Source organism: Pseudomonas sp. S10E 269 (genome assembly GCF_002798465.1).
Taxonomy (GTDB): domain Bacteria; phylum Pseudomonadota; class Gammaproteobacteria; order Pseudomonadales; family Pseudomonadaceae; genus Aquipseudomonas; species Aquipseudomonas pergaminensis.
Map to the genome: position 1 here is coordinate 5,723,181 of NZ_PHIJ01000001.1, position 18,973 is coordinate 5,742,153.

21 protein-coding genes are annotated in these 18,973 nt (G+C 57.7%); 6 read left to right on the forward strand and 15 right to left on the reverse strand.

Going from position 1 to position 18,973, the window contains the following annotated elements; all coding sequences use genetic code 11:
• Positions 1 to 89 precede the first annotated feature (89 nt).
• A complete protein-coding gene (locus tag CWC48_RS26500) occupies positions 90 to 1,433 on the reverse strand; it encodes an LPS O-antigen chain length determinant protein WzzB (protein WP_100490736.1) in 1,344 nt (447 codons plus the stop codon).
• A gap of 282 nt (positions 1,434 to 1,715) precedes the next feature.
• Between CWC48_RS26500 and CWC48_RS26505 the strand changes: the two genes are divergently transcribed.
• Positions 1,716 to 2,105 (forward strand): TIGR03067 domain-containing protein, encoded by a 390-nt coding sequence (locus CWC48_RS26505; protein WP_078048368.1) that lies wholly within the window; start codon positions 1,716 to 1,718, stop codon positions 2,103 to 2,105.
• 31 nt (positions 2,106 to 2,136) lie between these two features.
• On the opposite strand, the gene CWC48_RS26510 is transcribed toward CWC48_RS26505, so the two are convergent.
• Positions 2,137 to 2,949: a bifunctional 2-polyprenyl-6-hydroxyphenol methylase/3-demethylubiquinol 3-O-methyltransferase UbiG gene (locus CWC48_RS26510; RefSeq protein WP_100490738.1), complete on the reverse strand. Its 813-nt coding sequence runs from the start codon at positions 2,947 to 2,949 to the stop codon at positions 2,137 to 2,139.
• A 154-nt stretch (positions 2,950 to 3,103) separates the two neighbouring features.
• On the opposite strand from CWC48_RS26510, the gene CWC48_RS26515 reads away from it, so the two are divergent.
• Positions 3,104 to 4,342 carry an MFS transporter gene (locus CWC48_RS26515; protein WP_099491278.1) on the forward strand — a complete coding sequence of 413 codons (1,239 nt, stop codon included), beginning with the start codon at positions 3,104 to 3,106 and terminating at the stop codon, positions 4,340 to 4,342.
• 402 nt (positions 4,343 to 4,744) lie between these two features.
• Positions 4,745 to 4,954 carry a hypothetical protein gene (locus tag CWC48_RS26520; RefSeq protein ID WP_078048366.1) on the forward strand — a complete coding sequence of 70 codons (210 nt, stop codon included), beginning with the start codon at positions 4,745 to 4,747 and terminating at the stop codon, positions 4,952 to 4,954.
• Positions 4,955 to 4,957: 3 nt separating this feature from the next.
• Here the strand turns inward: CWC48_RS26520 and umuC are convergent, their stop codons facing one another.
• Both umuC and CWC48_RS26530 read right to left on the reverse strand, forming a co-directional pair.
• Positions 4,958 to 6,232 carry a translesion error-prone DNA polymerase V subunit UmuC gene (gene umuC, locus CWC48_RS26525; protein ID WP_100490740.1) on the reverse strand — a complete coding sequence of 425 codons (1,275 nt, stop codon included), beginning with the start codon at positions 6,230 to 6,232 and terminating at the stop codon, positions 4,958 to 4,960.
• Positions 6,225 to 6,650: a LexA family transcriptional regulator gene (locus CWC48_RS26530; protein ID WP_100490742.1), complete on the reverse strand. Its 426-nt coding sequence runs from the start codon at positions 6,648 to 6,650 to the stop codon at positions 6,225 to 6,227. The genes umuC and CWC48_RS26530 overlap by 8 nt, the downstream gene beginning before the upstream one ends.
• Before the next feature lie 101 nt (positions 6,651 to 6,751).
• Between CWC48_RS26530 and CWC48_RS26535 the strand changes: the two genes are divergently transcribed.
• A complete protein-coding gene (locus tag CWC48_RS26535; protein ID WP_100490744.1) occupies positions 6,752 to 7,501 on the forward strand; it encodes an SOS response-associated peptidase family protein in 750 nt (249 codons plus the stop codon).
• A gap of 90 nt (positions 7,502 to 7,591) precedes the next feature.
• Here the strand turns inward: CWC48_RS26535 and CWC48_RS26540 are convergent, their stop codons facing one another.
• From CWC48_RS26540 to CWC48_RS30265, 9 genes are all read right to left on the reverse strand, one after another.
• Positions 7,592 to 8,107: a lysis system i-spanin subunit Rz gene (locus CWC48_RS26540; RefSeq protein WP_100490746.1), complete on the reverse strand. Its 516-nt coding sequence runs from the start codon at positions 8,105 to 8,107 to the stop codon at positions 7,592 to 7,594.
• Entirely contained in the window at positions 8,104 to 8,529 is a 426-nt protein-coding gene (locus tag CWC48_RS26545; RefSeq protein ID WP_100490748.1) for a structural protein, read from the reverse strand. Before CWC48_RS26545 ends, CWC48_RS26540 begins: the two co-directional genes overlap by 4 nt.
• A 58-nt stretch (positions 8,530 to 8,587) precedes the next feature.
• Complete coding sequence (locus tag CWC48_RS26550) at positions 8,588 to 8,980, reverse strand: hypothetical protein (RefSeq protein WP_100490750.1); 393 nt, start codon at positions 8,978 to 8,980, stop codon at positions 8,588 to 8,590.
• The gene (locus tag CWC48_RS30650; RefSeq protein ID WP_256581761.1) at positions 8,977 to 10,326 is read right to left on the reverse strand and encodes a hypothetical protein; all 1,350 of its coding nucleotides are present in this window, start codon (positions 10,324 to 10,326) and stop codon (positions 8,977 to 8,979) included. Before CWC48_RS30650 ends, CWC48_RS26550 begins: the two co-directional genes overlap by 4 nt.
• Positions 10,327 to 10,335: 9 nt before the next feature.
• Positions 10,336 to 10,503: a hypothetical protein gene (locus CWC48_RS30655; RefSeq protein WP_256581762.1), complete on the reverse strand. Its 168-nt coding sequence runs from the start codon at positions 10,501 to 10,503 to the stop codon at positions 10,336 to 10,338.
• Between the two features lie 817 nt (positions 10,504 to 11,320).
• Complete coding sequence (locus CWC48_RS26570; RefSeq protein ID WP_100490755.1) at positions 11,321 to 14,887, reverse strand: phage tail protein; 3,567 nt, start codon at positions 14,885 to 14,887, stop codon at positions 11,321 to 11,323.
• 59 nt (positions 14,888 to 14,946) lie between these two features.
• Entirely contained in the window at positions 14,947 to 15,558 is a 612-nt protein-coding gene (locus CWC48_RS26575) for a tail assembly protein (RefSeq protein ID WP_100490757.1), read from the reverse strand.
• 62 nt (positions 15,559 to 15,620) lie between these two features.
• Positions 15,621 to 15,971, reverse strand: coding sequence for a hypothetical protein (locus tag CWC48_RS26580; RefSeq protein ID WP_100490759.1), 351 nt, complete (start codon positions 15,969 to 15,971; stop codon positions 15,621 to 15,623).
• Positions 15,972 to 16,062: 91 nt separating this feature from the next.
• Positions 16,063 to 16,368 carry a hypothetical protein gene (locus tag CWC48_RS30265; RefSeq protein ID WP_157806777.1) on the reverse strand — a complete coding sequence of 102 codons (306 nt, stop codon included), beginning with the start codon at positions 16,366 to 16,368 and terminating at the stop codon, positions 16,063 to 16,065.
• A 127-nt stretch (positions 16,369 to 16,495) separates the two neighbouring features.
• On the opposite strand from CWC48_RS30265, the gene CWC48_RS30270 reads away from it, so the two are divergent.
• Together CWC48_RS30270 and CWC48_RS26585 are read left to right on the forward strand one after the other, a co-directional pair.
• The gene (locus CWC48_RS30270; protein WP_157806778.1) at positions 16,496 to 16,864 is read left to right on the forward strand and encodes a hypothetical protein; all 369 of its coding nucleotides are present in this window, start codon (positions 16,496 to 16,498) and stop codon (positions 16,862 to 16,864) included.
• Between the two features lie 161 nt (positions 16,865 to 17,025).
• Complete coding sequence (locus tag CWC48_RS26585) at positions 17,026 to 17,229, forward strand: hypothetical protein (protein ID WP_100490761.1); 204 nt, start codon at positions 17,026 to 17,028, stop codon at positions 17,227 to 17,229.
• A gap of 223 nt (positions 17,230 to 17,452) precedes the next feature.
• Here the strand turns inward: CWC48_RS26585 and CWC48_RS26595 are convergent, their stop codons facing one another.
• Complete coding sequence (locus tag CWC48_RS26595; RefSeq protein ID WP_100490763.1) at positions 17,453 to 18,217, reverse strand: C40 family peptidase; 765 nt, start codon at positions 18,215 to 18,217, stop codon at positions 17,453 to 17,455.
• Between the two features lie 2 nt (positions 18,218 to 18,219).
• A complete protein-coding gene (locus tag CWC48_RS26600; protein WP_100490765.1) occupies positions 18,220 to 18,972 on the reverse strand; it encodes a phage minor tail protein L in 753 nt (250 codons plus the stop codon).
• Position 18,973 lies beyond the last annotated feature (1 nt).

Consider the following 18,973-nt stretch of genomic DNA (forward strand, 5'->3'; position numbering starts at 1 on the left):
TTAACTAAGAATTGTGAAAAGCTGTCTTCTGACGGATGTTGCGAAGGCGCACAACCACGGGGCATGGACCGCCGTTGGGCGCGATGCTGTTACAGCAAAGGTTCATCGTCCTTGCGTTCTCGGCGGGAAAAACGCCCCTCTTCCAGCGGCGAGTAAGGTGCCGGTTGTCCACGATTCTGCACAACGTAGCGGATCAACGCGATGACCAGCCCCAGCACCAGCCCTGCAGTCAGGCTCAAGGCAACCACCAGCGCTTTCTTCGGCTTTATCGGCGCCAGCGGCTCCTGGGCGCGACGATCAATGGTCACCAGTTTGAGGTTGCTCATATCGATGTTCAAGTTGCGCAACCGAGCGACTTCGGCACGCAGCGGCTCGACATCCTGCAGGAAAATGTCCTCATTGTCGCGCCTGCGCATTACCTCGACCTTACGGTTCACCTCCAACATTTGCAATTCTTTGCCGATCTCGGCGACGCGGGCGTTGGTGAAATCGTCGTTGGTGCGTCGCTGGAGTGCGTCGCGCTCCGCTTCAAGCGCATTGGAACCCATGAAATACAGCGGGATTTTCTGGTTGTTGACTTCAGTACGCATGACCTGCCCGCTCCCACCGCGTGATGCATCCGCCATTGCCGACGGCGTCGTCGGGGTTTTGATTCCCAAGGACTTGGCAATGGCGATGGCCTCGGTCAGTTCTGCCAGCCGATCACTGCGCTCCATCTTCATCTGCAGACGCAGCGCACTGAGCTCATCCTGCAACTGGGCACGCTTGAGCCGGTCGCTTTCCAGCAGTGAGGCGATCTTCGACTCTTTCTCGTTCTCATAATTGGCGCGAGCGGCATCAATCTTGCCCTTGAGCTCGTTCAAGCGGTTATTGACGATCACCTTGAGGTCCGCGCCCACTTGCTCGCGCTCGGCGCCAATAGCGTAATCGACAAACCCGTTGAGAATCGCCACACCATCGACATCGACCGGGTATTGCAACTCCAGGCGGATGTAACTGCTCAACGAGTCAGCCTTTTTGGGGTCAGGCAGAATGAGGTTGACCGCGTTGCGATTGAAGTCTTCGAAAGACTGCTCCAGGCTTTGGCCTGGTTTCTGAAATGCCTTGAACAATTGCTGGTGCGACTTGAAAAATTCCAGCCGTGTTTCGTAAGAGTCCAATTGCGCCCCCACCTTTGACAGCGCATCGGCGGGCGGTAGCTTATAAACCTCGGAACGGTTCAACGCGTCCAGCTCATTGAGCGCGGCAGGACGCAATACACTGCTGACCTCATAAGTCCGGGGCGCCAAAAACGCGTAACCTCCCCCCAAAACCCCCGCAATGATCGCACACCCAAGGACCAGTCTTTTTTGCCGCCAGATCGAATGAAAGAGGTCGTACAGGTCAATTTCATCTGATGAAGGAGTCACATGAAGCGGGACGTTTCGATTCAAAATTAGCTCACCTAAAAAATGACATTAAACGGCCATCACCGTAAATTTTTGGAAAGCCCGTTGAAGGGCCAGGGGCAACGCCCTGCGACACCGATGTAAAAGTCTTCGGGGCAATCTGACAACTTAGGGTAATGAAAAATCCCAACCCATTAAACTATGTTCGCCGCGCGTTGCGTAAATATTCCTACAGACATCAACGACTGGAAATATGCTTGTCATAAGAATAGACAACTTCAGTTGAATAATTGCCTTAAAACCGAAATAAACCCGAAAGGACTCTCTATGCCGATTACTCGCGATCCGGATTACCAACTGCTCCAAGGCGTCTGGGAGCAAATCGCCCTTGAAGACAACGGCGTGCCAAACCCCGTTGACGATGCCCATAGCGCGCCCGGTGCACTGACCACCATCAGCGGTGACCAATTTGAAGTGCTCACGGTCAATGGTGAAGTCCTCCTGGCTGGCCAGTTTTTCCTCGACAGCCGCACACTTCCTAAAAGCATCACTTGGATCGATTCCATCGGCGAAGATGCCGGCAAGCGATTGCCCGCAAGCTATCGCCTGGAAGGGGATGAATTCGTTTTTATCGCTGCAGATGAAGGCATGCCCAGGCCAATCATATTCAATACTGGCCCAGGTCAAACCCTGCGTACTTTCGTGCGTCGCGCCTGACCAGCGCGTTTTTGCTTTTGGAAAAGCCCCCTCAATCAAGACGCCTGGTGACGGTCAAGGTAAAGCACATCGGCAACTGTGCAGGCTGGTGCTCGTACTGGTCGTACAGTTCTTCGCGGTTGGAATGGGGATATTCCTGCAGGTGGCCGATCTGCAACTGCGCGCCGATCGCGGCACTGACTATGTCGCCTAAGGTATGCACGTACCAATAGGAGGTCGGTCCAGCCACTTCACCCTGGCCTTCATAGACAATCGACTCCTGCAGCACGAATGGCTCGCGCCGAAAGTAGGAACTGGCCGGCAGGAATGGGTTTTGCGCCCGGGGATCGAACACTTCCAGGAACGGGTGGGTTTCATACATCACCAGCGTACCGCCTGGCTTCAAGGTGCTGGCCACGTGGCGCATGAATAACCCCACGTCCGGCATCCAGCCCAGCACGCCGATGGTCACCAGCGCGATGTCAAAGCGCTCATGCAACTGCGGCGGCAGGTGGTGGATATCACTTTCAATGAATTCAGGGCTGTGGGGCGAGACAGCCGCCAATTCGCGGGCCTGTTGGAGAAAAGCCCGGGATTGGTCCACCCCCACCACCGAGCGTGCGCCCAGGGCAAACAACGAGAGGGTTTCACGGCCATTGTTGCAACACAGTTGCACCACATCTTTACCGGCCACACCCACATCCTGCAGCAAGCCGGTCAGGGTCGGGTCCAGGCAGGAAAAATCAGCCGCACCCACGCCGTTGAGCAGCGCGTTCCAGGTGGCGGTGGTTTTGTGCAGGTTGGCGGATTGGTCCCAGGCGTCCTTGTTGCTGGCAACTGCCTGTTGAGCTGAGGGCATGTCCATTGCGTGTCCAGATATTCAATACAGCGGGGCTGAGAAAATAAGCCAAGTGTTCACGGATTAAAACCCCACAAGGCAGGCGAAACTTAACACAGGCCGCGTAGGTCATTAACGCATGCGTGTCCAGCCCTTGGACGCCGCCTGCGAAGCCTTTGCCGTGGCCAATCATTCCGACTTGCGCACTACCCTGTCCCTGGACAGCCTGAATTTCTTCCTGGCGGATGTGCGCGATGGCCTCGGCCCCTACCTCGCCATTTATTTGCTGGCCGTGCACAAATGGGACCCGGCCAGCATCGGCGTGGTCATGACGCTGGCCGGTATCGCCGCCTTGCTTACCCAGGGCCCGGCGGGCGCACTGATCGACCGCACTCGCAGCAAGCGCGCCGTGATCGCGCTGGCCGCCATCGTAGTGACCGGCAGTTGCCTGCTGCTGCCCTTTGTCAGCTCATTCAGCCTGGTGGCATTGACCCAGGCCGCCAGCGCCGTCGCCGCCTCGGTGTTTGCACCGGCAATCAGCGCAATCTCCCTGGGGATTACCGGACCGCGTGCGTTCACGCGCCGCACCGGACGCAACGAAACCTTCAACCACGCCGGCAATGCCGTGGCGGCGCTGTTGGCCGGTGGCCTGGCCTACCTGTTCGGGCCAGTGGTGGTGTTCTACCTGATGGCCTTCATGGCGGCGGCCAGTATCATCGCGGTCAGTTGCGTGTCGGCCTCCGCGATCGACCATGACGTCGCACGCGGATTCGACCCGGCGCATCACAGCGATCAGGAACAACCTTCCGGCATGCGGCTACTGCTGGCCAACCGCCCGCTGCTGCTGTTCGCGATCTGCTGCGCCCTGTTCCACCTGGCCAATGCGGCGATGCTGCCGTTGGTCAGCCAGAAGCTGTCGCAGATCAACCTGCAGATGGCCACGCCACTGACCTCGGCGTGCATCGTCGCCGCGCAGTTGGTGATGGTGCCGATGGCATGGCTGGTCGGGCTGAAAGCCGACATCTGGGGGCGCAAGCCCCTGCTGATGGCGGGCTTCATGATCCTGCCGCTGCGCGGGGTGCTCTATACCTTGTCCAGCGACCCTTACTGGCTGGTGGCCGTGCAAATGCTCGACGGCGTCGGCGCAGGGATCTTTGGCGCGCTGTTCCCGGTGATCGTCAAGGACCTGACCCAAGGCACCGGACGCTTCAACGTCAGCCTGGGCGCCCTCTCTACTGTCTTTGGCCTGGGCGCGGCGCTGAGCAGCAGCCTGGCGGGGTTCGTGGTGCAACAGGCCGGCTACAACGCCGCCTTCCTGACCCTGGCCGGCGTGGCTGCCCTGGCCCTGGCACTGTTGTGGCTGGCGATGCCGGAGACCTTGGAGAAACCTTCCTTCGCTCGACATACAACTGTCGCCTGACATATGCGACAATGCGCGCCAAATTCCAACACACATCCCCAATTTTCTGCTCAGCGACCGGGTTTCGCGCCTTGATGTCGCTGTTGACGCATGCCTGATGGCTCCTACCGTCACGCTCGCAACCCATTGATAGGTAAAGTAATTGATCTCCACAGCTAACATCACCATGCGGTATGAAACGCATTCTGATGATTACTGGTGATCAGTGTTTACTGGGCCAAGTCGTCATGAGTAATCAACCATAACGCACTAAAATGCACCCGTTGGTCCCAAAACTGGTCCCAACGGGCAAATTTCACCCCATGCCGAAACTGCATAACCCTCCTCTGGCGTCCTGCCGACCTACATCAAATCCCAAGCTTCCGCCGGCTGCTAAGCTGTTCACTCAAAAGAGGAACAAGCATGCCAAATTCAGACCTTCTACCTTCGCTGCTCTCCAAGCTTTATGAGAATCAACTAGCCCTTGAGGCATCCATCATGGAGTTAACAAATTGGGTGGAGCAGCGCGGCTCCGCTGAAGTCGCCGAGAACATCCGGGGCGCCCTGCACACCATCGACGAAAACGAAGAGTTCATCAAACTGACACTGGGCGTTCTGATGTCGCCTGAGTGATTGCTACTTGCAGGCAATCGTCCACAGCTGGTCAAGCTTTGTGGTGTAGCTCTGGCTCATCATCTCGCGCCGCATACCCCAATCAGGATTGGTAGGCACGCTGGCAGACCGCAGCGTTCCCCTTCCCCAACGATCGTTGATCTGATCCAGCACCGACATTACTCGCGTGGCTTCTGCAGGCTGCGAGACCGCGAACAGATCATCGGTGTACTCGCCAGGCTGGCAGAGGTTCAGCAGCATCACCTCGGCTTTGCTGTACTTGAATCCTGGCCGGAATATGCGGTCGAGCGCATCAACGGCAGCTTTGGTGAGTAGCCGAACGTCATCGGTTGGATACGGCATATCCACCACCACCCCGTTCGCATACTTCGCCTCGTCCGGGTTGAACATGCCGGTGCGTATGCAGACGCGGACCTTCTTGCAGAGCGAGTTCTGGGCGCGGAGCTTTTCAGAGGCTCGCATCATGTAGGTGGCCACCGCCTCTTTGATAGGTGCAAGCTCGGTCAAGCGCATGCCAAACATTCGGCTGCAGCAAATTTCCTGCTTCGGCGGATCGGGCTCATCAAGTTCCAGACACGAAGTGCCGGCCAGCTCCCGCGCCGTCTTTTCGATCACCACGCTGAATTTTTTCCGGAGTGTCCAAGGATCGGCTTTGGCCAGGTCCATTGCGGACTTAATGCCCAGGGCGTCGAGGTGAAGCTTCATTTTGCGGCCCACGCCCCACACCTCAGATACATCGGTGTTGCGCAAAACCCAATCACGCTTCACCGGGTCGGTGATGTTTACCACTCCCCCGGTCTGAGCCTGCAAGCGTTTCGCCGTATGGTTCGCAAGCTTGGCCAGGGTCTTCGTATTGGCAATGCCGACACCAACGGGAATGCCGGTGCAACGAAGTACTTGGGCACGGATCTGCCTGCCGAGCGCGTCAAGTTCACCAATCCCAGTGAGGTCGGCGAAGGCTTCGTCGATGCTGTAGATCTCTACGGCGGGCACCATGCTCTCGATCAGCGTCATGACCCGCTCACTCATGTCTCCGTACAGGGCGTAATTTGAGGAAAACGGGACAATGCCGTGTTGCTCGAGCTTGTGCTTGATCTGGAAGTACGGTTCGCCCATCTTGATGAACGGCTTCGCGTCGTAGCTCCGGGCGATGACACAGCCGTCGTTGTTGCTGAGCACCACGATAGGCGTCTTGGCTAGGTCGGGCCGAAACACTCGCTCGCAACTGGCATAGAAGCTGTTGCAGTCGATCAGCGCGAATATTGGGGGATTAGACATGGCTGCGCACGGTGCTGGTGATCACACCCCAGATAGACAGCTCGTCACCTTCCAGCACGTAGCGTGCTGGGTACTTCGGGTTTTCGGATAGCAAGATCACTTCCTTGCCACGCTTGCACAGTCGCTTGCACATAGGGTCATTGTTGAGCAACGCCACCACGATATGGCCGTGGGCCGGCTCAATGGAGCGGTCCACCACTGCCAGATCACCCTCAAATATTCCGGCGCCTTGCATGCTTTCGCCAGTGATCATCACCAGGTAGACGTGCGGAGCCCTGATGTTGAGTACTTCATCCAGGGAAATATGCTGCTCAATGTGATCGGCCGCAGGTGACGGAAAGCCTGCCGGTACGTGGAACGAGCAGAAAGGCAGTTTGACGCCGCCGCTGGCGATTGGACCCAGGATGTTGAAGCTCATGACAATGCCTTGTGCAAATACTGTATGAATGTACAGTTAACTTTGTACTAGTCTTGCGGTCAATTTCTCTGTAGGGGATTTCGACGGGCGGAGGTGTGGCTATGTGCGGTCGATTCGTGCAGTACGAGGGGATGGCGATCTATATCGAGGAGCTGAGTCCTCAGATCGAGCTGTTCAGTGGCTACGACGCCGAGCCAATAAACCGGTTCAATGTCGCGCCGTCGACGCGTGTGCAACTGCTGCACAGCAAAGAGGATGGTTTGCACGTTGATGCTGTGCATTGGGGATGGTCGCCATTCTGGGCGAAGGGAAAGCGGCCCGATCCGATAAACGCTCGGGTCGAGACCGTGACTACCGGGAAGTTCTTTAAACAGCTTTGGCCGACTGGCCGGGCAATCGTACCAAGTGAAGGCTGGTACGAATGGGTCAAAGACCCAAACGATCCGAAAAAGAAGCAGCCCTACTTCATCAGATTGAAAACCAGAAAGCCCATGTTTTTTGGCGCCATGGCCCAGGTTCACCCAGGCCTCGACCTGCACGAAGATGACGGCTTCGTCATCATCACCGCTGCCAGCGATCAGGGCATGGTCGACATACATGACCGCCGGCCATTGGTGCTTACCCCTGAGCACGCCAATGAATGGCTCGATACTGACCTCTCGCCGGCGCGCGCGGAGGAAATCGCGAAAGAGCTCTGCCAGCCGACCGAACAGTTTGAGTGGTTCCCCGTTGGTAAAGCCGTCGGCAACGTCAGGAACCAAGGTCCAGAGCTCATAGATCCGGACTTATCGGCTAAAAAACCACATGACGAACACGACAGCGGTGACCCAACCCAGGGTAAGCAGAAATGAAAGACCTGCAAGCCGCTTATCCATGCTCTCCCTTTTTGATTGGCCGGTAATCGCAATACGAACGCCAGACCTAAGGGTAGTTCAGTGGTGTCAGCGTGCCACAGCCCTGACGTACGCCTGGCAGGCCCGCAGCGCGATCACGGCGTTATCCCCGTCGTCGGTGATCGCGATAATTCGTTGAGCATGCGCTGGGTCAAGTTGGGCTCGACGGGCTGCATGAACCACGCCAACGGCGCCGGGGGTGGAAGGCACGTCGCAGCCACCGGCTGGATCCTCGGCAAGGAGGACTGACAGCCGGACATCAGCAGTAGCAAGCTGGTCACGCAAGCGAGCCTGGTTGCGCTGAGCATCGGATAATTCCTTGGTGTGTTGTTGGTCGGAGGCGGCGAGCTTCTGCTCTGTTGCCAGGCGTTTGTCCTGCTCGGCGCGGGACTGGGCGGCTGCGGCATTGCTGATCGCTGCCAAATCATCCTTGTGCAGGCCTGCCTGCTCGGCGAGCTTCTTGCTCATGCGCCAGTCCTGAACCTGCCAGGCGCCGCCAGCTGCCCCGACCATCAACACCAGGATCAGCACCACCAGGGCGGCCAGCTTCTGCCCAGAAGTCATGCCAGCGCCCGCCGCACGCCTTCAGCTAGAACGGCGTCGGGGTAGGCATAGCCTGCGTTCTCATGGTGGATGATCGCCTTGACGAAGCCAGCCATAACCGCCGGCTGGCCCAAGTCCACCTCGGCGCCTGGCCGGGTGCCGGTACTCGCCTCAACAGCACGCACGTACGCCGCAGTGTCGTTTTCCACCGAAGGCGCCCAACGGTTGATGATCGCCTTCACTGTCTTAAGCCCATGCTTGCGCTGGTACGTCAGCAGGAGCTTGCCCAGGGCGCGGATACCGTTCTCCGGTGTATCGAATCGCGCGAAGCGTTTCTCAATAGAAGGGTCTGGCGCGAGCTGGCCTTGCCATTGATTGGCCGGGTTGTAGTCGATGTTGCCGGGGTTGCGGTTGCGTACCCCACGGGTTTCAGTGATCGGCATGCTTTTCTCCAGGCAAAAAAATACCCGCTCATGGCGGGTGGCGGTGTTCGGGTGGTGATCAGCTCGGCGCCACTGGGCGCTTGCTGCTATTAGGGAAGTCGGGGTTGGTTTCGGTCCACTTGCGCAGCTCGATACGATAGTCTCGCCATTGGCGTGGAGTACCCGGCTCCGCGTCCGGATCTTCGTCTTCCATCATGAGCAGCTGATTTGAAACGCGGGACATTTGCTCTTCGCGCCATGCGTCCTCAATAGAGGTAAGCCGGGAAGGGCTTTCAGACCAATACGGCGGGGAATCGGAAAATAGCCATATCTGATCGCCGTATTCAGGAGGCGGGTAGATAGCTTCCCCGCCGTATGGGTTATCACCATTCGCTGCACCAAGATACCTGCCGTCAGCGCTTATGTAATAGAACATTTCGTCATTCTGAAATGTTTCAATTAACTCGCTCATGCTAGAACCTCAAATACGATGGATACCTGACTGGCAGCCAGAGAAGTAACCGCCCCTGTAGTTTTATTGTTTAGCGCAATACCACTAGAGCCAAGAATTGCAACTAACGAGTTATTAGCGGAATTATAGAAAGTATAATTAAAGCTAAGCGACCCGTTAAGAGTTACCGGGCAACTACCAAAGTCAATGGTATCTCCGATGCTATAGCCGCCAGCTGCAGTGAGGATAGTCCCGGTAACCCGAATTATCTTGGCGGGGATTCCCAGATTGTGGGAAATGGTCATTGGTGCCCCGGCAGTAACGGTTACTGCTGAACCAGTCCATTTTTTAGTGATAATCTGTTTGGACTGGATATCGGCAATCGCGGCCCCTTGTTGATTGACGTTAGAAGCCAGCGCCGTTACGTCGCCGACCGAAGCGATTTCCACCCATGGGGTCCATGCACCGCCTAATTTGCGACGAAACATTTCTTTTACAGTGCTGTTAATGCTGCTCCACCGCTGGAACTGTACCTGGGCGTTGTCAGTCCAGTTTACGTGCTCCAGGTAGCCGTAGTTGCGGCTATCAGTTCCAGGAAACGGAGAACCTGTCCATGCGTTCTGCGTTGAGTACATTCCGTTATTCATTTGCGCGTTAGCGTCAGCTACTGGCATATACGGTGTGGCGTTGCCGCCATTACCACCCTGCGCAATAGAAAGCGGAGTAGTCAACCCGCTAAGGCTGGTGATGTCGCTATTCGCGCCACTGGAGGCCTTGCCTTCCGTGACCTCCTCAGCGCGATCTGCGGAGTCTTTAGCCGCAGCCGCTGAAGCTGCCGCCGCTTGCTCCGACTGAACAATGGAATCACGCGCGGTCTCGGACCGATCGGCAGCCGCACCAGACGCCTGGGCCGAGTTCTGGCTCTGCTGAGCGGCCAGTTGCGCGGCGTTCTTGTTGTCACTCGAAGCCTGAGCGGCAGCGGTTGCGATGTCCGCCTGCTCAGTGGCCGCAGCCTTCGACTGTCCTGCTGACTGTGCCGCCTCGGTCGCAGCCGCAACCTGCTCCTGCATGTCAGCAACGCCACTGACGATCACCTGTGTGGCTGCCCGCAAGGCATCAGCCGAATCTTTGACGTAGCCCTGCATTGGCGCCAGCGAGTAACCGCCAGCGGCCTCGGCCGCGCCTTGGTAGTTGGGTGCGATGGATATCGCCGTATCACTGGCAATGTTGGTTACTTCGTACCACTCACCATCAGGCCCGCGGAACGCATCACCGACGCGAGCGTTCGCGATGAAGGACGTCTCAGTTCCGAGCACGGCATTGCTGCCAGGTGTCACAGCAACTGTGCCTGTTTTGTACCAGGTCATATAGATCACCTAAGAGATGGGTTTTGCAAAAACCACGGGTGTATAAAGCGTGGTTTGAATGTCCACGCCGATTACTTGCATAACTAATCTATTGTTTTCATATTGCCAGACTGCATATTGGTTTCCTTGCCGGGTAGAACTTCCAGCCACGTCCATCGCAATATTATTGAGCAGCATGAAATCTCCAGTATTTAAAGGAGTGCTAGCAGTCCAGCTCAGCCTGTAGACGTTTTGGCTTGTCTGCTCGGAACCTAGGTAACTCCAACTTGATATGGTTCTGGTGAACTGAGCGCAGGGCGTGCCATTATCGAATAGCAACCTAGTTCCACCATCCCAAAGTCGGAGCCCATACTTAGCGAGCGGTGCTGATTGGAATGCGGCAGAAAACCAGCTTCCCGAAGTCCCGACCCCCGCGATACCCGTGAAAGAGAATCCTGTCCACGCTCCCGGGCTACCAGCAATCTTGCAGAAGCAGAGCGTGTTGGACTGGCTGGGCCTTACGAAGACGAGTGGTGGTTCAGCGGATGTGATAGTGAATGGGAACCCAACACCGGCTCCCCCGGTGCCGCTGTAAGAACCTTTTGCCAAGACAACTAGTCTTGAGAATTCAGAGTCTAGAGTCACCACATTGCTGCTGTTAACATAAGTCAGGCCGTAAGGCATTACCTATTCCTCATAACTAAGAGTCGTTGAGGTGTAAGTATTCCAATTGGTCCAGTTGTATTAGGCTGACCAAAGAAAACTGTTACTCCTCCAGCCCCCACAATTGGCATGTACTGAATGGCTGTAGTACTTTGCGCATCAGTTCGATAGTCAGTTATAGGAACGCAGACAGCGGAGTGCGTTGAAGGCTCCACTGCGGTTATCGGTATAAATATCGACCTACCCTGACCTCCCCCACTTTGAATAACAGCTGAATAAGCGACCATGACAGTGAAAGAGTTCTCGTCTAACTCAAGGGCACCAGTGGCGCCCCATATTCTCAGCCCCGCGATCATGCCGTCAGATCTCCAAGCTGCACGCGCTTAACCCCATTTTCGTCGTAGACCTTGATTGCGCGATTGGTCATTGTCAGACGTCCACCACCAGGTGCAGGCCCGTTGAACTCAAGGTTGCCCGCCTTATCCAGGCGCCACCCCTGCACACCAGCGACGTAGTTGTCCGATTGCAGGGCTTGGCCAATCTTCAGCATGGTGATGCTGCCGTCCTGGATGAAGGCCGAGTTCATGAACACTTGGCCGCCCTGGACCGCGAACGGAATGCTCACGGCCCCCCCCGCAATGCTGTTGACGATGGCGAACCGGTCAGCGCTAACGAGGAACTGGCTTTGCAGAACACCGTCAACGTTTTCAATCCCGAGTCCAATGCCCGCATACACGTACTGCCCGTTCTGATTGAGCTGCATCTTCACGGACCACATGGTGGATAGCTTGCCGTCGGTGTCGGCCTGGGCCTGGCTGACCGTTTGAACGGCTGCAGAGGTTTCGCCAATTTCTACGCCGATCTGCTGGATAGCCTGGGCCGTCGCCTCTCGGTCGGTGACCACGACGCTTTCCAGCTCAGTCACGGAGCCACTGACCTCACCCACCTCGGCGCTAAGCTCGGTCTGGCGTTGCACCATGGCCGCGTTCTGCGAGGCGCGCGTCTTCACTTCTTGCGCGAAACTCGCCGAGGCGCTGTAGCCCTGGAGCGCGTCAGCGAGATCACCCTCGCCGGTATCGTCCCGGTACGCTGACTGCAAGGCCTGAAGGCTCGACGCCTGGGCCGTGACCACGCCGTCCAGTTCGGTGATGCTGGTGGTGTTGATCTCGACCTGGCGCGCCAGTCCGTTGGCAGTGACCAGAACCTGTCCGACGTCCACCCAGTACCCGGCGTTCGGCGGCGAAGTATCGACCGGCACCAGTTGTGTGGCCTGGTAGATTCGCTTGCCAACCACCACCAGGTCGCCTTCGAGGTATACCGAATCAGGGTCATAGGCCGACAGCCCATCAAGTGCATCAATCTGCGCCTGCAGGCCTGGGATTTTGTCGATCTCATCCGTGATGTCCTTGCCGAGCTCTGTCCGTCCGACTTGGCCGGCGATCAGGTCCAGCACAGGATCCGCATCGGCGCTGGCCATCCCCATTACACCGTTGCCGACTGGATAGAACGGCCCGATATTCCCGGTCCGGTCAACCAGGCGCGCCCAGAAGAAGAACTGCGCGCCAGCCTGTAGGGCCTGCATGCGGTAATCCGCCTGGGGATAGGTCAGGTCGGTCAGCTTGGTAGCCGCCGACAAGTCGTTCGCTTGCCCATACCAGAACTCCGTTCGCTGTGTATCCTCGGCGCCTTCTGGAAACCCTACTCTCAGGCCAATGCCGAACAGTTCGCTGGTGGCAGTCAAGAACGATACCGCCGGCGGCAGGCCGACCTTCCCTTCCAGGTTAGTCAGGTTGGAATTCTTCCAGATAGACGAGATCTCGAAGGCGCTCACCGAGCGAACTCTGGCCAGGTAGGCGCCTGAGTAAATCCCCGCCACGTCCACGCTTGTCGCGCCCGTGCGCTGCAGCTTGATCCAGTTGCCGCTGTCCTTGCGCCACTCCACGTCATAGGCGACCGCGCCATTCACGGCAGGCCAGGAAATGTTCATGGTGCTGATCGCCAGGCCCTGATCCACGGAGTAGTTCGACGTGATGTCGACGCTCGCCGGCGCCGGTACTACGGTGATAGGCACAACGCTGATTGGCCGCTCTTCCAGGCGGGCGCCGGTGTCGATGTGATCGAACTTGCTCGGGTCGTACTGAACTGCCGAGATTTCAAACACACCAGGCTCCGGCCGCGCCACGCTGACCACGCGATAAAGTGGGATGGCCAGGTCGTCAGCATCCAGCGCCCACACCAGCTCACGCTCCGGCGGCACGGAATAAGCTACGGTGACGGTGACCTGCCGACCGCTGACCAACTGCACGGTGCGGCCCTCGCACTTGCCGTCGGGTAGGTTGAGGATAAGCCGGTCGCCGGGCTTGGCCTGGGTGTCGCGGTCTAGGGTGATGACCTTTCCGTTCACCGCCGAGATACGACCGCCCACGGGCCGACCGGCCAGCAGCTCGTCGGCTATCGGGATCACGTAGCCCGGCAGCGGGATGCGCCCGTCGAGGCCGACCTTGAAGGTAACCGCCCGATCCTTGGAGTTCGTGAGCAGCGCCCACTTGCCCCGGCGCTGGGCCTCGGATTCGCGGGTGCAGCCAATAGCGCTGATCTCCAGCGGGTTGTCGCCGTAGCGTCGCTGCAACTTGGCATCGGTCACAGCTGTGACATCGGTATCGAAGTTATTCCCCGGGTTGTCGTAGCTGATCAGCGCCCGCGTGTAGCGGGTGCGCTCCGATGCGCTCGAGTAGGTGAACTTGCCATCGATGACATTCGCCCGCGTGTAGGCAAAGTCGAAATCGGTGGCGCGCGGCATATCCGCCAGGGTAAAGACCTGGCCCTGGGCCCAGTAGGTCATGCCCCGGTAGATCGTCGAGATATCACGCAGCAGCGACCAGGCGTCGGCCTTGCTCTGCAGGTTCAGGTTGCAAATGAAGCGCGGCTCCTGGCCACCCTTCCCGTCCGGTACCAGTTGGTCGCAGTACTGCGAGATGCGGTATAACTCCCACTTGTCCACCATCCACGGCTTGATGCGACGGCCCAGGCCGAAACGGTCGTTCGTGGTGATGCCGTAAGTGTGCCAAACAGGGTTGTCGGTCCAGGCTTCCTTGAAGGTTCCGTCCCAGATACCTGTGTAGGTGCGCGACCTGGTGTCGTAGTTGCTCGGCACCTGCCATTTCCGGCCATCGCATTCGATCGTCACTGCCGGGATGCTGCGGAACTGCTCAGCAGAAAACTCGATGTAAAGCAGCGCGGTGTTCGGGTACCGGATCTTGGCGTCGATCACCTCGGTGAAGCCGGCAATCTGCATGGTGTCGGAGATTTTGTTGTTGTTCTGGTTTGCAGTCAGTCGAGTGATCCGCAGAAGCCACCCGGTTGTCGCGCGCGGCAGATTGATGCGTCGAGTTCTCTCGTACAGGCTGGTGGTCTTGCCGGACACCGCCTCGTTCAAAACCTCCTGGTATGTGCCCCCATCCGTTGCGAGTTCGACTTTATACCCAATCGTGTAACCGTTGATATTGCCGCCGGAATCCACCGATTGGAGCGCAGGCCAGGCAAAGCGCACACGTACAGCCGAGAGCTGGGTATTAGTGATTGCTCGAACCCACGGCGTGCCGCTGCGCAGCTCCGTGCTGATGGTTGTTTCGTTCTCGACCGATGGGATGCCCTGGATATAGGACTGGTCCACAGCCCCGCTGCGCCACTCCCACTTCACGTTCGGGAAGTTCATGCTCCCCTGTGGGTCTTGCAGCGGCGTATTGTCGAGAAAGATGTCCTTGGCGGTCGGAGCACCGTCAAACTCACCCTCACCCACTGCAATGAGCATTTTCGCAATGGCGACGGAACGCAGGCTGTCTGGTGCCTCGGTTGGGGTTTTAGGCTTCTCGGAACCGCCCTTGGCGCCATAAACGTCGATCTTGCGTGCTGCGCCCATGCTTTTCTCCAGGCATAAAAAAACCGCCTCTTGGGCGGCCTCAGTTTTTCGGCTGTTGGCTACATCTGGTCTTCGGCGTAAATGGCGGCACTGATGATCGCACCACCCCAGCGCCGGCGGCCTGCACACAGCGACACAGGGTTTCCGGAGGCCGTTGTGTTCTTTGCGCTGCCGAAGGCGTAGCCGGGTGTGTTCTCAGGCGCGGCGCTGGTCTTGAGTCCCCCGGCCTGCGGGCTGAGCATCTGGATTACGCCCCCCAGCACCATGGATCCGCCCATCATGATAAGGGCTGAGCCAAAGGGCGCACCGGCGCCGAAAGTGCCGCCTGTGATGACAAGACCAACAACAATCAAGACAGCGCCGATGATGGTTTGCAGCGCCCCGCCGCGCTTGCTACCGGTGATTACCGGCGCAATACGGATATCCCCCTCACCGGCGAAGCCAAGCTCCTTTTCCGCCAAATTCGCCTTGCCGCGAAAGACCGCGAACTCGATCCCCCTGGATTTTGCATTGGAAAGGAAGCGTTCAAAGCCTGGCATTTGTACGCATAGCGCTTTCACCGCCTCAGCTGGCGACCTCACGGCCATTCGAAAAGACCGACCAAACTGCCGGAGCTGCCCGTAAAGCATGATGGTAGTCATCGGCTGATAATTAATTGAGAGTGCTGCCACTTGTGTTTCTCCAGGCATTAAAAAGGCCCGCCGAAGCGAGCCTTGAATGGGTTGAAGTATCGCTACAGACAGCCTTGCAGTGCCGTCAGACGTTTATTAGCGATCCAGTTAGCAACCACTACGTAATAATTCGCCTCGGAACCAGAGCTCTTGGGCTGGATATCAACGAAATACTGCGATCCCTCCGTGAACACGGTATATCCGGTATCACGGCCCGGCTGTAGAGCTGCACCGGGAGTGCCGCCGAAGATCGACTGGTTCTGCCATTCGTACTGAACGCACTTTGCCAACGCGGCGTCGCTCTTCTTCGAGGTCAGAACCTTATACGGCCCGGCCTGGCGCGCCTCATTCATCGTGGGCGCCATGCATCCCGCCAGCATCGCCACCGCTACCGCCGCTATCAAAATCCGCATGTCGTTCCCTCGTTGGTTTGGCGGGACTCTAGCACCTAGCCGCAGAAAGCAAAAAGCCCAGCGAATAGGATGGGCTCCTGAATTGCGCCGGTTAGCGGACTGCGCGCCTTAATACATGACCAATCTCATAATCCCCCAAATTAACTACCCAGCTATCCTCTAGCGCAGCCAGGTATCCCAAGCGTTTGCCATCAGGATCAAACAGTACACCGTCATTGATTTGAAAAGCACCTGCCCCAGGGCGAACCTCTTCACCCACTCCGTCGACGATGTAACCGACTGGGCTACCAGGGCCTCGGTTTTCATGCACGCTCCAGCGGCCATGCTCAAAAGACTTGCCAGACATAAAAATCTCCAATTTTCGTTTGCTGATCCGTTCGATCTGATCATGCCCCATTGGACTAATTGATCCAACTCTTTGCATTGAGCCTGGCCAGGCATCCAGTGTGGATGGAATGCCAGTAACTGACGTAGGCGACCGCGTAGTAGCTTTGTGCCTCCCACGGATGGATAGGTCAGCGCATATGTCCGCATTAAACGACGCCCGAGCAGCAGCAATACAAGCCTCCCTCAATATTTTGCAAGCCGGTCCAGATACCGAAGAAAGGCGCAGAGATGCGAGGCTCGTTATCGAGACGGTGCTAAAAAACACGAAACTGGAACAATACCGGGTAAGCGAAGTACTGATCCCTCTTCCGGTAGAGAAAAGTAAAAGCAATAGCAGTAACGGAAACAACGGGGAGCAATCAGCAAGTGCAGCGGGAGCTGTTTCAACGACGCACCTCCCTCCTCTTGAGATTAAGGAGTTACAAAATTTAATCGCCAGTGTTAAAGACTCAGGCGATAGCGTTCTTACTGATGCCGACGATCTCTGGAAACTCAGTCACATCTGAAGAAACTCCACATCCCCCACAAGGATTTCCCAGTCCTTCGCCTGCAAGCCCAAGGACTGGGATAGCGCCAATACCGGCGCGTTTATGGCCTGGAGGTCAATGTGAACAATGGACAAACGCGGTTCCCTTATTTACTCATAACACCACATGAGGAGGTAGGGATGGTTTCGGGTGTTGTTTCAGTGGACGGGACCTACGTGCCAAACAAGCAGGGTCTTTATTCGTTCTGGACAGAAAAGCCGTACGATGAAGTGTTTCAGGAGTTCGAGAAATCCGGTAAAGAGTTTGCGCTGATACGCGTTCAAGAATGTAGATATGCGCACGCAGGCGGGCAGATTTCTGGTGTCATCGACTTTATCAATTAGGCCTTGACCGGCCTCCAGTCCAAAGAACCTTCCCATCGATCACTTCGATCTTGGATCCTTCTGCCATACGATACGGGCCGCTGAGCAAATACTCAGCGCGCCCATCTTGAACATCAATCTCTACCGGCTCGCGATTTGGCTTTCTCCCAAGCATTGAGCGCCAAGCGATTACCGGGCTGAACTGATCACTCTTGTGCATACCCACTCCTGCGGCCACGCCGCGTCATATTGTTTTTTTTGCGTCTTTGTGCCTGAGGATCAGGCGCGTTCGGTCATGCCATGGGCCGCCGTACACGATGATCTCGGAAGGTCTCCCATACAGGTGGTGCAGCAGGAACGGGCCTGGGCCGAACGCGCCCGACTCTTCGCCAGGTAGCGCCGGATCAGTGCCCAGATAGATCCCGGCATGATTCGGGTGAGCCGTCCGACCAACCTGCATAACGATCATGTCACCGCGCTGCGGTCGGTCGACACGAACAAAGCCGGCTGCCTCGTAGTGCTGCTCATAAAGGCTGGAGTTCTCTGCACTCTCCCACCAGCCATCGGTGCGCTGGAAGGCCTCAAATTCAATCCCCCACTCCCGCTGATACCAGTCGGCGCAGACTTGCCAGCAATCCCATGCCCCGTGCACAAACGGGCGCTTGAGCAGCGGCGTGCTGCCCGTTGGCGTGATCGTGCGCATGTCGCCCTCGGGCCACGACAAAATGTGCCAGGGCAAGGCCGTGGCCTCGCACATGGCCAAGTCATGGGGTGACGGCCTGCTGGTGGCGTCCGGGTGCGAGTGAACGATGCCGATCACTTCGCCCAAGTCTTCCGCCGCGGCGTAGTCCTCGGGATCGAGCCGGAACTCTTCGCCCGGCTCAGTGGCGATGTTCGTGCACGGGAAGTACTTCTGCTTGCGCCCGACGGCCAGCAGCAGGCCGCAACATTCTTTCGGATACTGGGCCGCCGCATGTGCCTGGATGGCCGCAATGATGTGCTTGCGCATTGTCAGCTCCGGGCAATGAGGGAAACGGCGGGGAATCCACCGAAGGACAGTTCGTTGTTCTCTCCGAAGCGCAGCTTGCAGGACGACAGGCAGCCCTTGCACTGGTCCAGTGCCGGGTCATCCGTGGGGTTGTCCTCGTCGTCGAACATGGCCGCGCCGGTGTAGCCGCAGTCCGGCCCCCGGTAGCCGTTGGTCATGGCCCAATGGCAGAACGTCGTCATTTGGCGCCCTGGAAGCCCGTGGTTGTCGATCTCGCCCGGGGAAGACAGCTCCCACACCACCGCCTCACCGTCCTCGCTGGTTTTCTGGTCGATGTACCAGATCTCCAGTGCCTCCTGAGTCGGGTCAGCAGTTGGGTTACCGTCAGGGTAGTTTGCCGCGTCCAGGTACTGGGCCAGGGTCTCGCGAACAGTCAGCTTGAACTTGAGCATGTCCTCGAAGGCCAGGCACAAAGCTGTAACCCGCCCATTCACGTTGCCCGCGGCGAACGTCGGCCGAGAGGCGGTGCCGTCGCTGCTCGAGGAGATACCCTCAATCTGCACCGGCCAGGCCGCATACTCCTGGCCCTGCCAGATAATCGACTTGGCGGGTAGATCATCTTCGGAGCCCTCGTAGGCCAGCAATTCCTCAGGCGTGTGCGGGATAGCGTGACCGTGGAAGCGCAGGTAATCGGCGCCGTATTCGGTACCGTCAATTTCGAACAGGCGAATCTCGCCGCCGGGCTCCAGTTTCTGGATGTCCGTGATCAGTGCCATG

What these genes read in the sequence shown, in the direction of transcription:
- CWC48_RS26595 (WP_100490763.1), bottom strand. Translation starts at nt 18,217, where the DNA reads ATGCGCAAGCACATCATTGCGGCCATCCAGGCACATGCGGCGGCCCAG.
- CWC48_RS26520 (WP_078048366.1), top strand. Translation starts at nt 4,745, where the DNA reads ATGCCAAATTCAGACCTTCTACCTTCGCTGCTCTCCAAGCTTTATGAG.
- CWC48_RS30270 (WP_157806778.1), top strand. Translation starts at nt 16,496, where the DNA reads ATGTCCGCATTAAACGACGCCCGAGCAGCAGCAATACAAGCCTCCCTC.
- CWC48_RS26540 (WP_100490746.1), bottom strand. Translation starts at nt 8,107, where the DNA reads ATGACTTCTGGGCAGAAGCTGGCCGCCCTGGTGGTGCTGATCCTGGTG.
- CWC48_RS26545 (WP_100490748.1), bottom strand. Translation starts at nt 8,529, where the DNA reads ATGCCGATCACTGAAACCCGTGGGGTACGCAACCGCAACCCCGGCAAC.
- umuC (WP_100490740.1), bottom strand. Translation starts at nt 6,232, where the DNA reads ATGTCTAATCCCCCAATATTCGCGCTGATCGACTGCAACAGCTTCTAT.
- CWC48_RS30265 (WP_157806777.1), bottom strand. Translation starts at nt 16,368, where the DNA reads ATGGGGCATGATCAGATCGAACGGATCAGCAAACGAAAATTGGAGATT.
- CWC48_RS30655 (WP_256581762.1), bottom strand. Translation starts at nt 10,503, where the DNA reads ATGCTGCTCAATAATATTGCGATGGACGTGGCTGGAAGTTCTACCCGG.
- CWC48_RS26550 (WP_100490750.1), bottom strand. Translation starts at nt 8,980, where the DNA reads ATGAGCGAGTTAATTGAAACATTTCAGAATGACGAAATGTTCTATTAC.
- CWC48_RS26570 (WP_100490755.1), bottom strand. Translation starts at nt 14,887, where the DNA reads ATGGGCGCAGCACGCAAGATCGACGTTTATGGCGCCAAGGGCGGTTCC.
- CWC48_RS26535 (WP_100490744.1), top strand. Translation starts at nt 6,752, where the DNA reads ATGTGCGGTCGATTCGTGCAGTACGAGGGGATGGCGATCTATATCGAG.
- CWC48_RS26505 (WP_078048368.1), top strand. Translation starts at nt 1,716, where the DNA reads ATGCCGATTACTCGCGATCCGGATTACCAACTGCTCCAAGGCGTCTGG.
- CWC48_RS26510 (WP_100490738.1), bottom strand. Translation starts at nt 2,949, where the DNA reads ATGGACATGCCCTCAGCTCAACAGGCAGTTGCCAGCAACAAGGACGCC.
- CWC48_RS26600 (WP_100490765.1), bottom strand. Translation starts at nt 18,972, where the DNA reads ATGGCACTGATCACGGACATCCAGAAACTGGAGCCCGGCGGCGAGATT.
- CWC48_RS26585 (WP_100490761.1), top strand. Translation starts at nt 17,026, where the DNA reads ATGGTTTCGGGTGTTGTTTCAGTGGACGGGACCTACGTGCCAAACAAG.
- CWC48_RS26580 (WP_100490759.1), bottom strand. Translation starts at nt 15,971, where the DNA reads ATGCGGATTTTGATAGCGGCGGTAGCGGTGGCGATGCTGGCGGGATGC.
- CWC48_RS26530 (WP_100490742.1), bottom strand. Translation starts at nt 6,650, where the DNA reads ATGAGCTTCAACATCCTGGGTCCAATCGCCAGCGGCGGCGTCAAACTG.
- CWC48_RS30650 (WP_256581761.1), bottom strand. Translation starts at nt 10,326, where the DNA reads ATGACCTGGTACAAAACAGGCACAGTTGCTGTGACACCTGGCAGCAAT.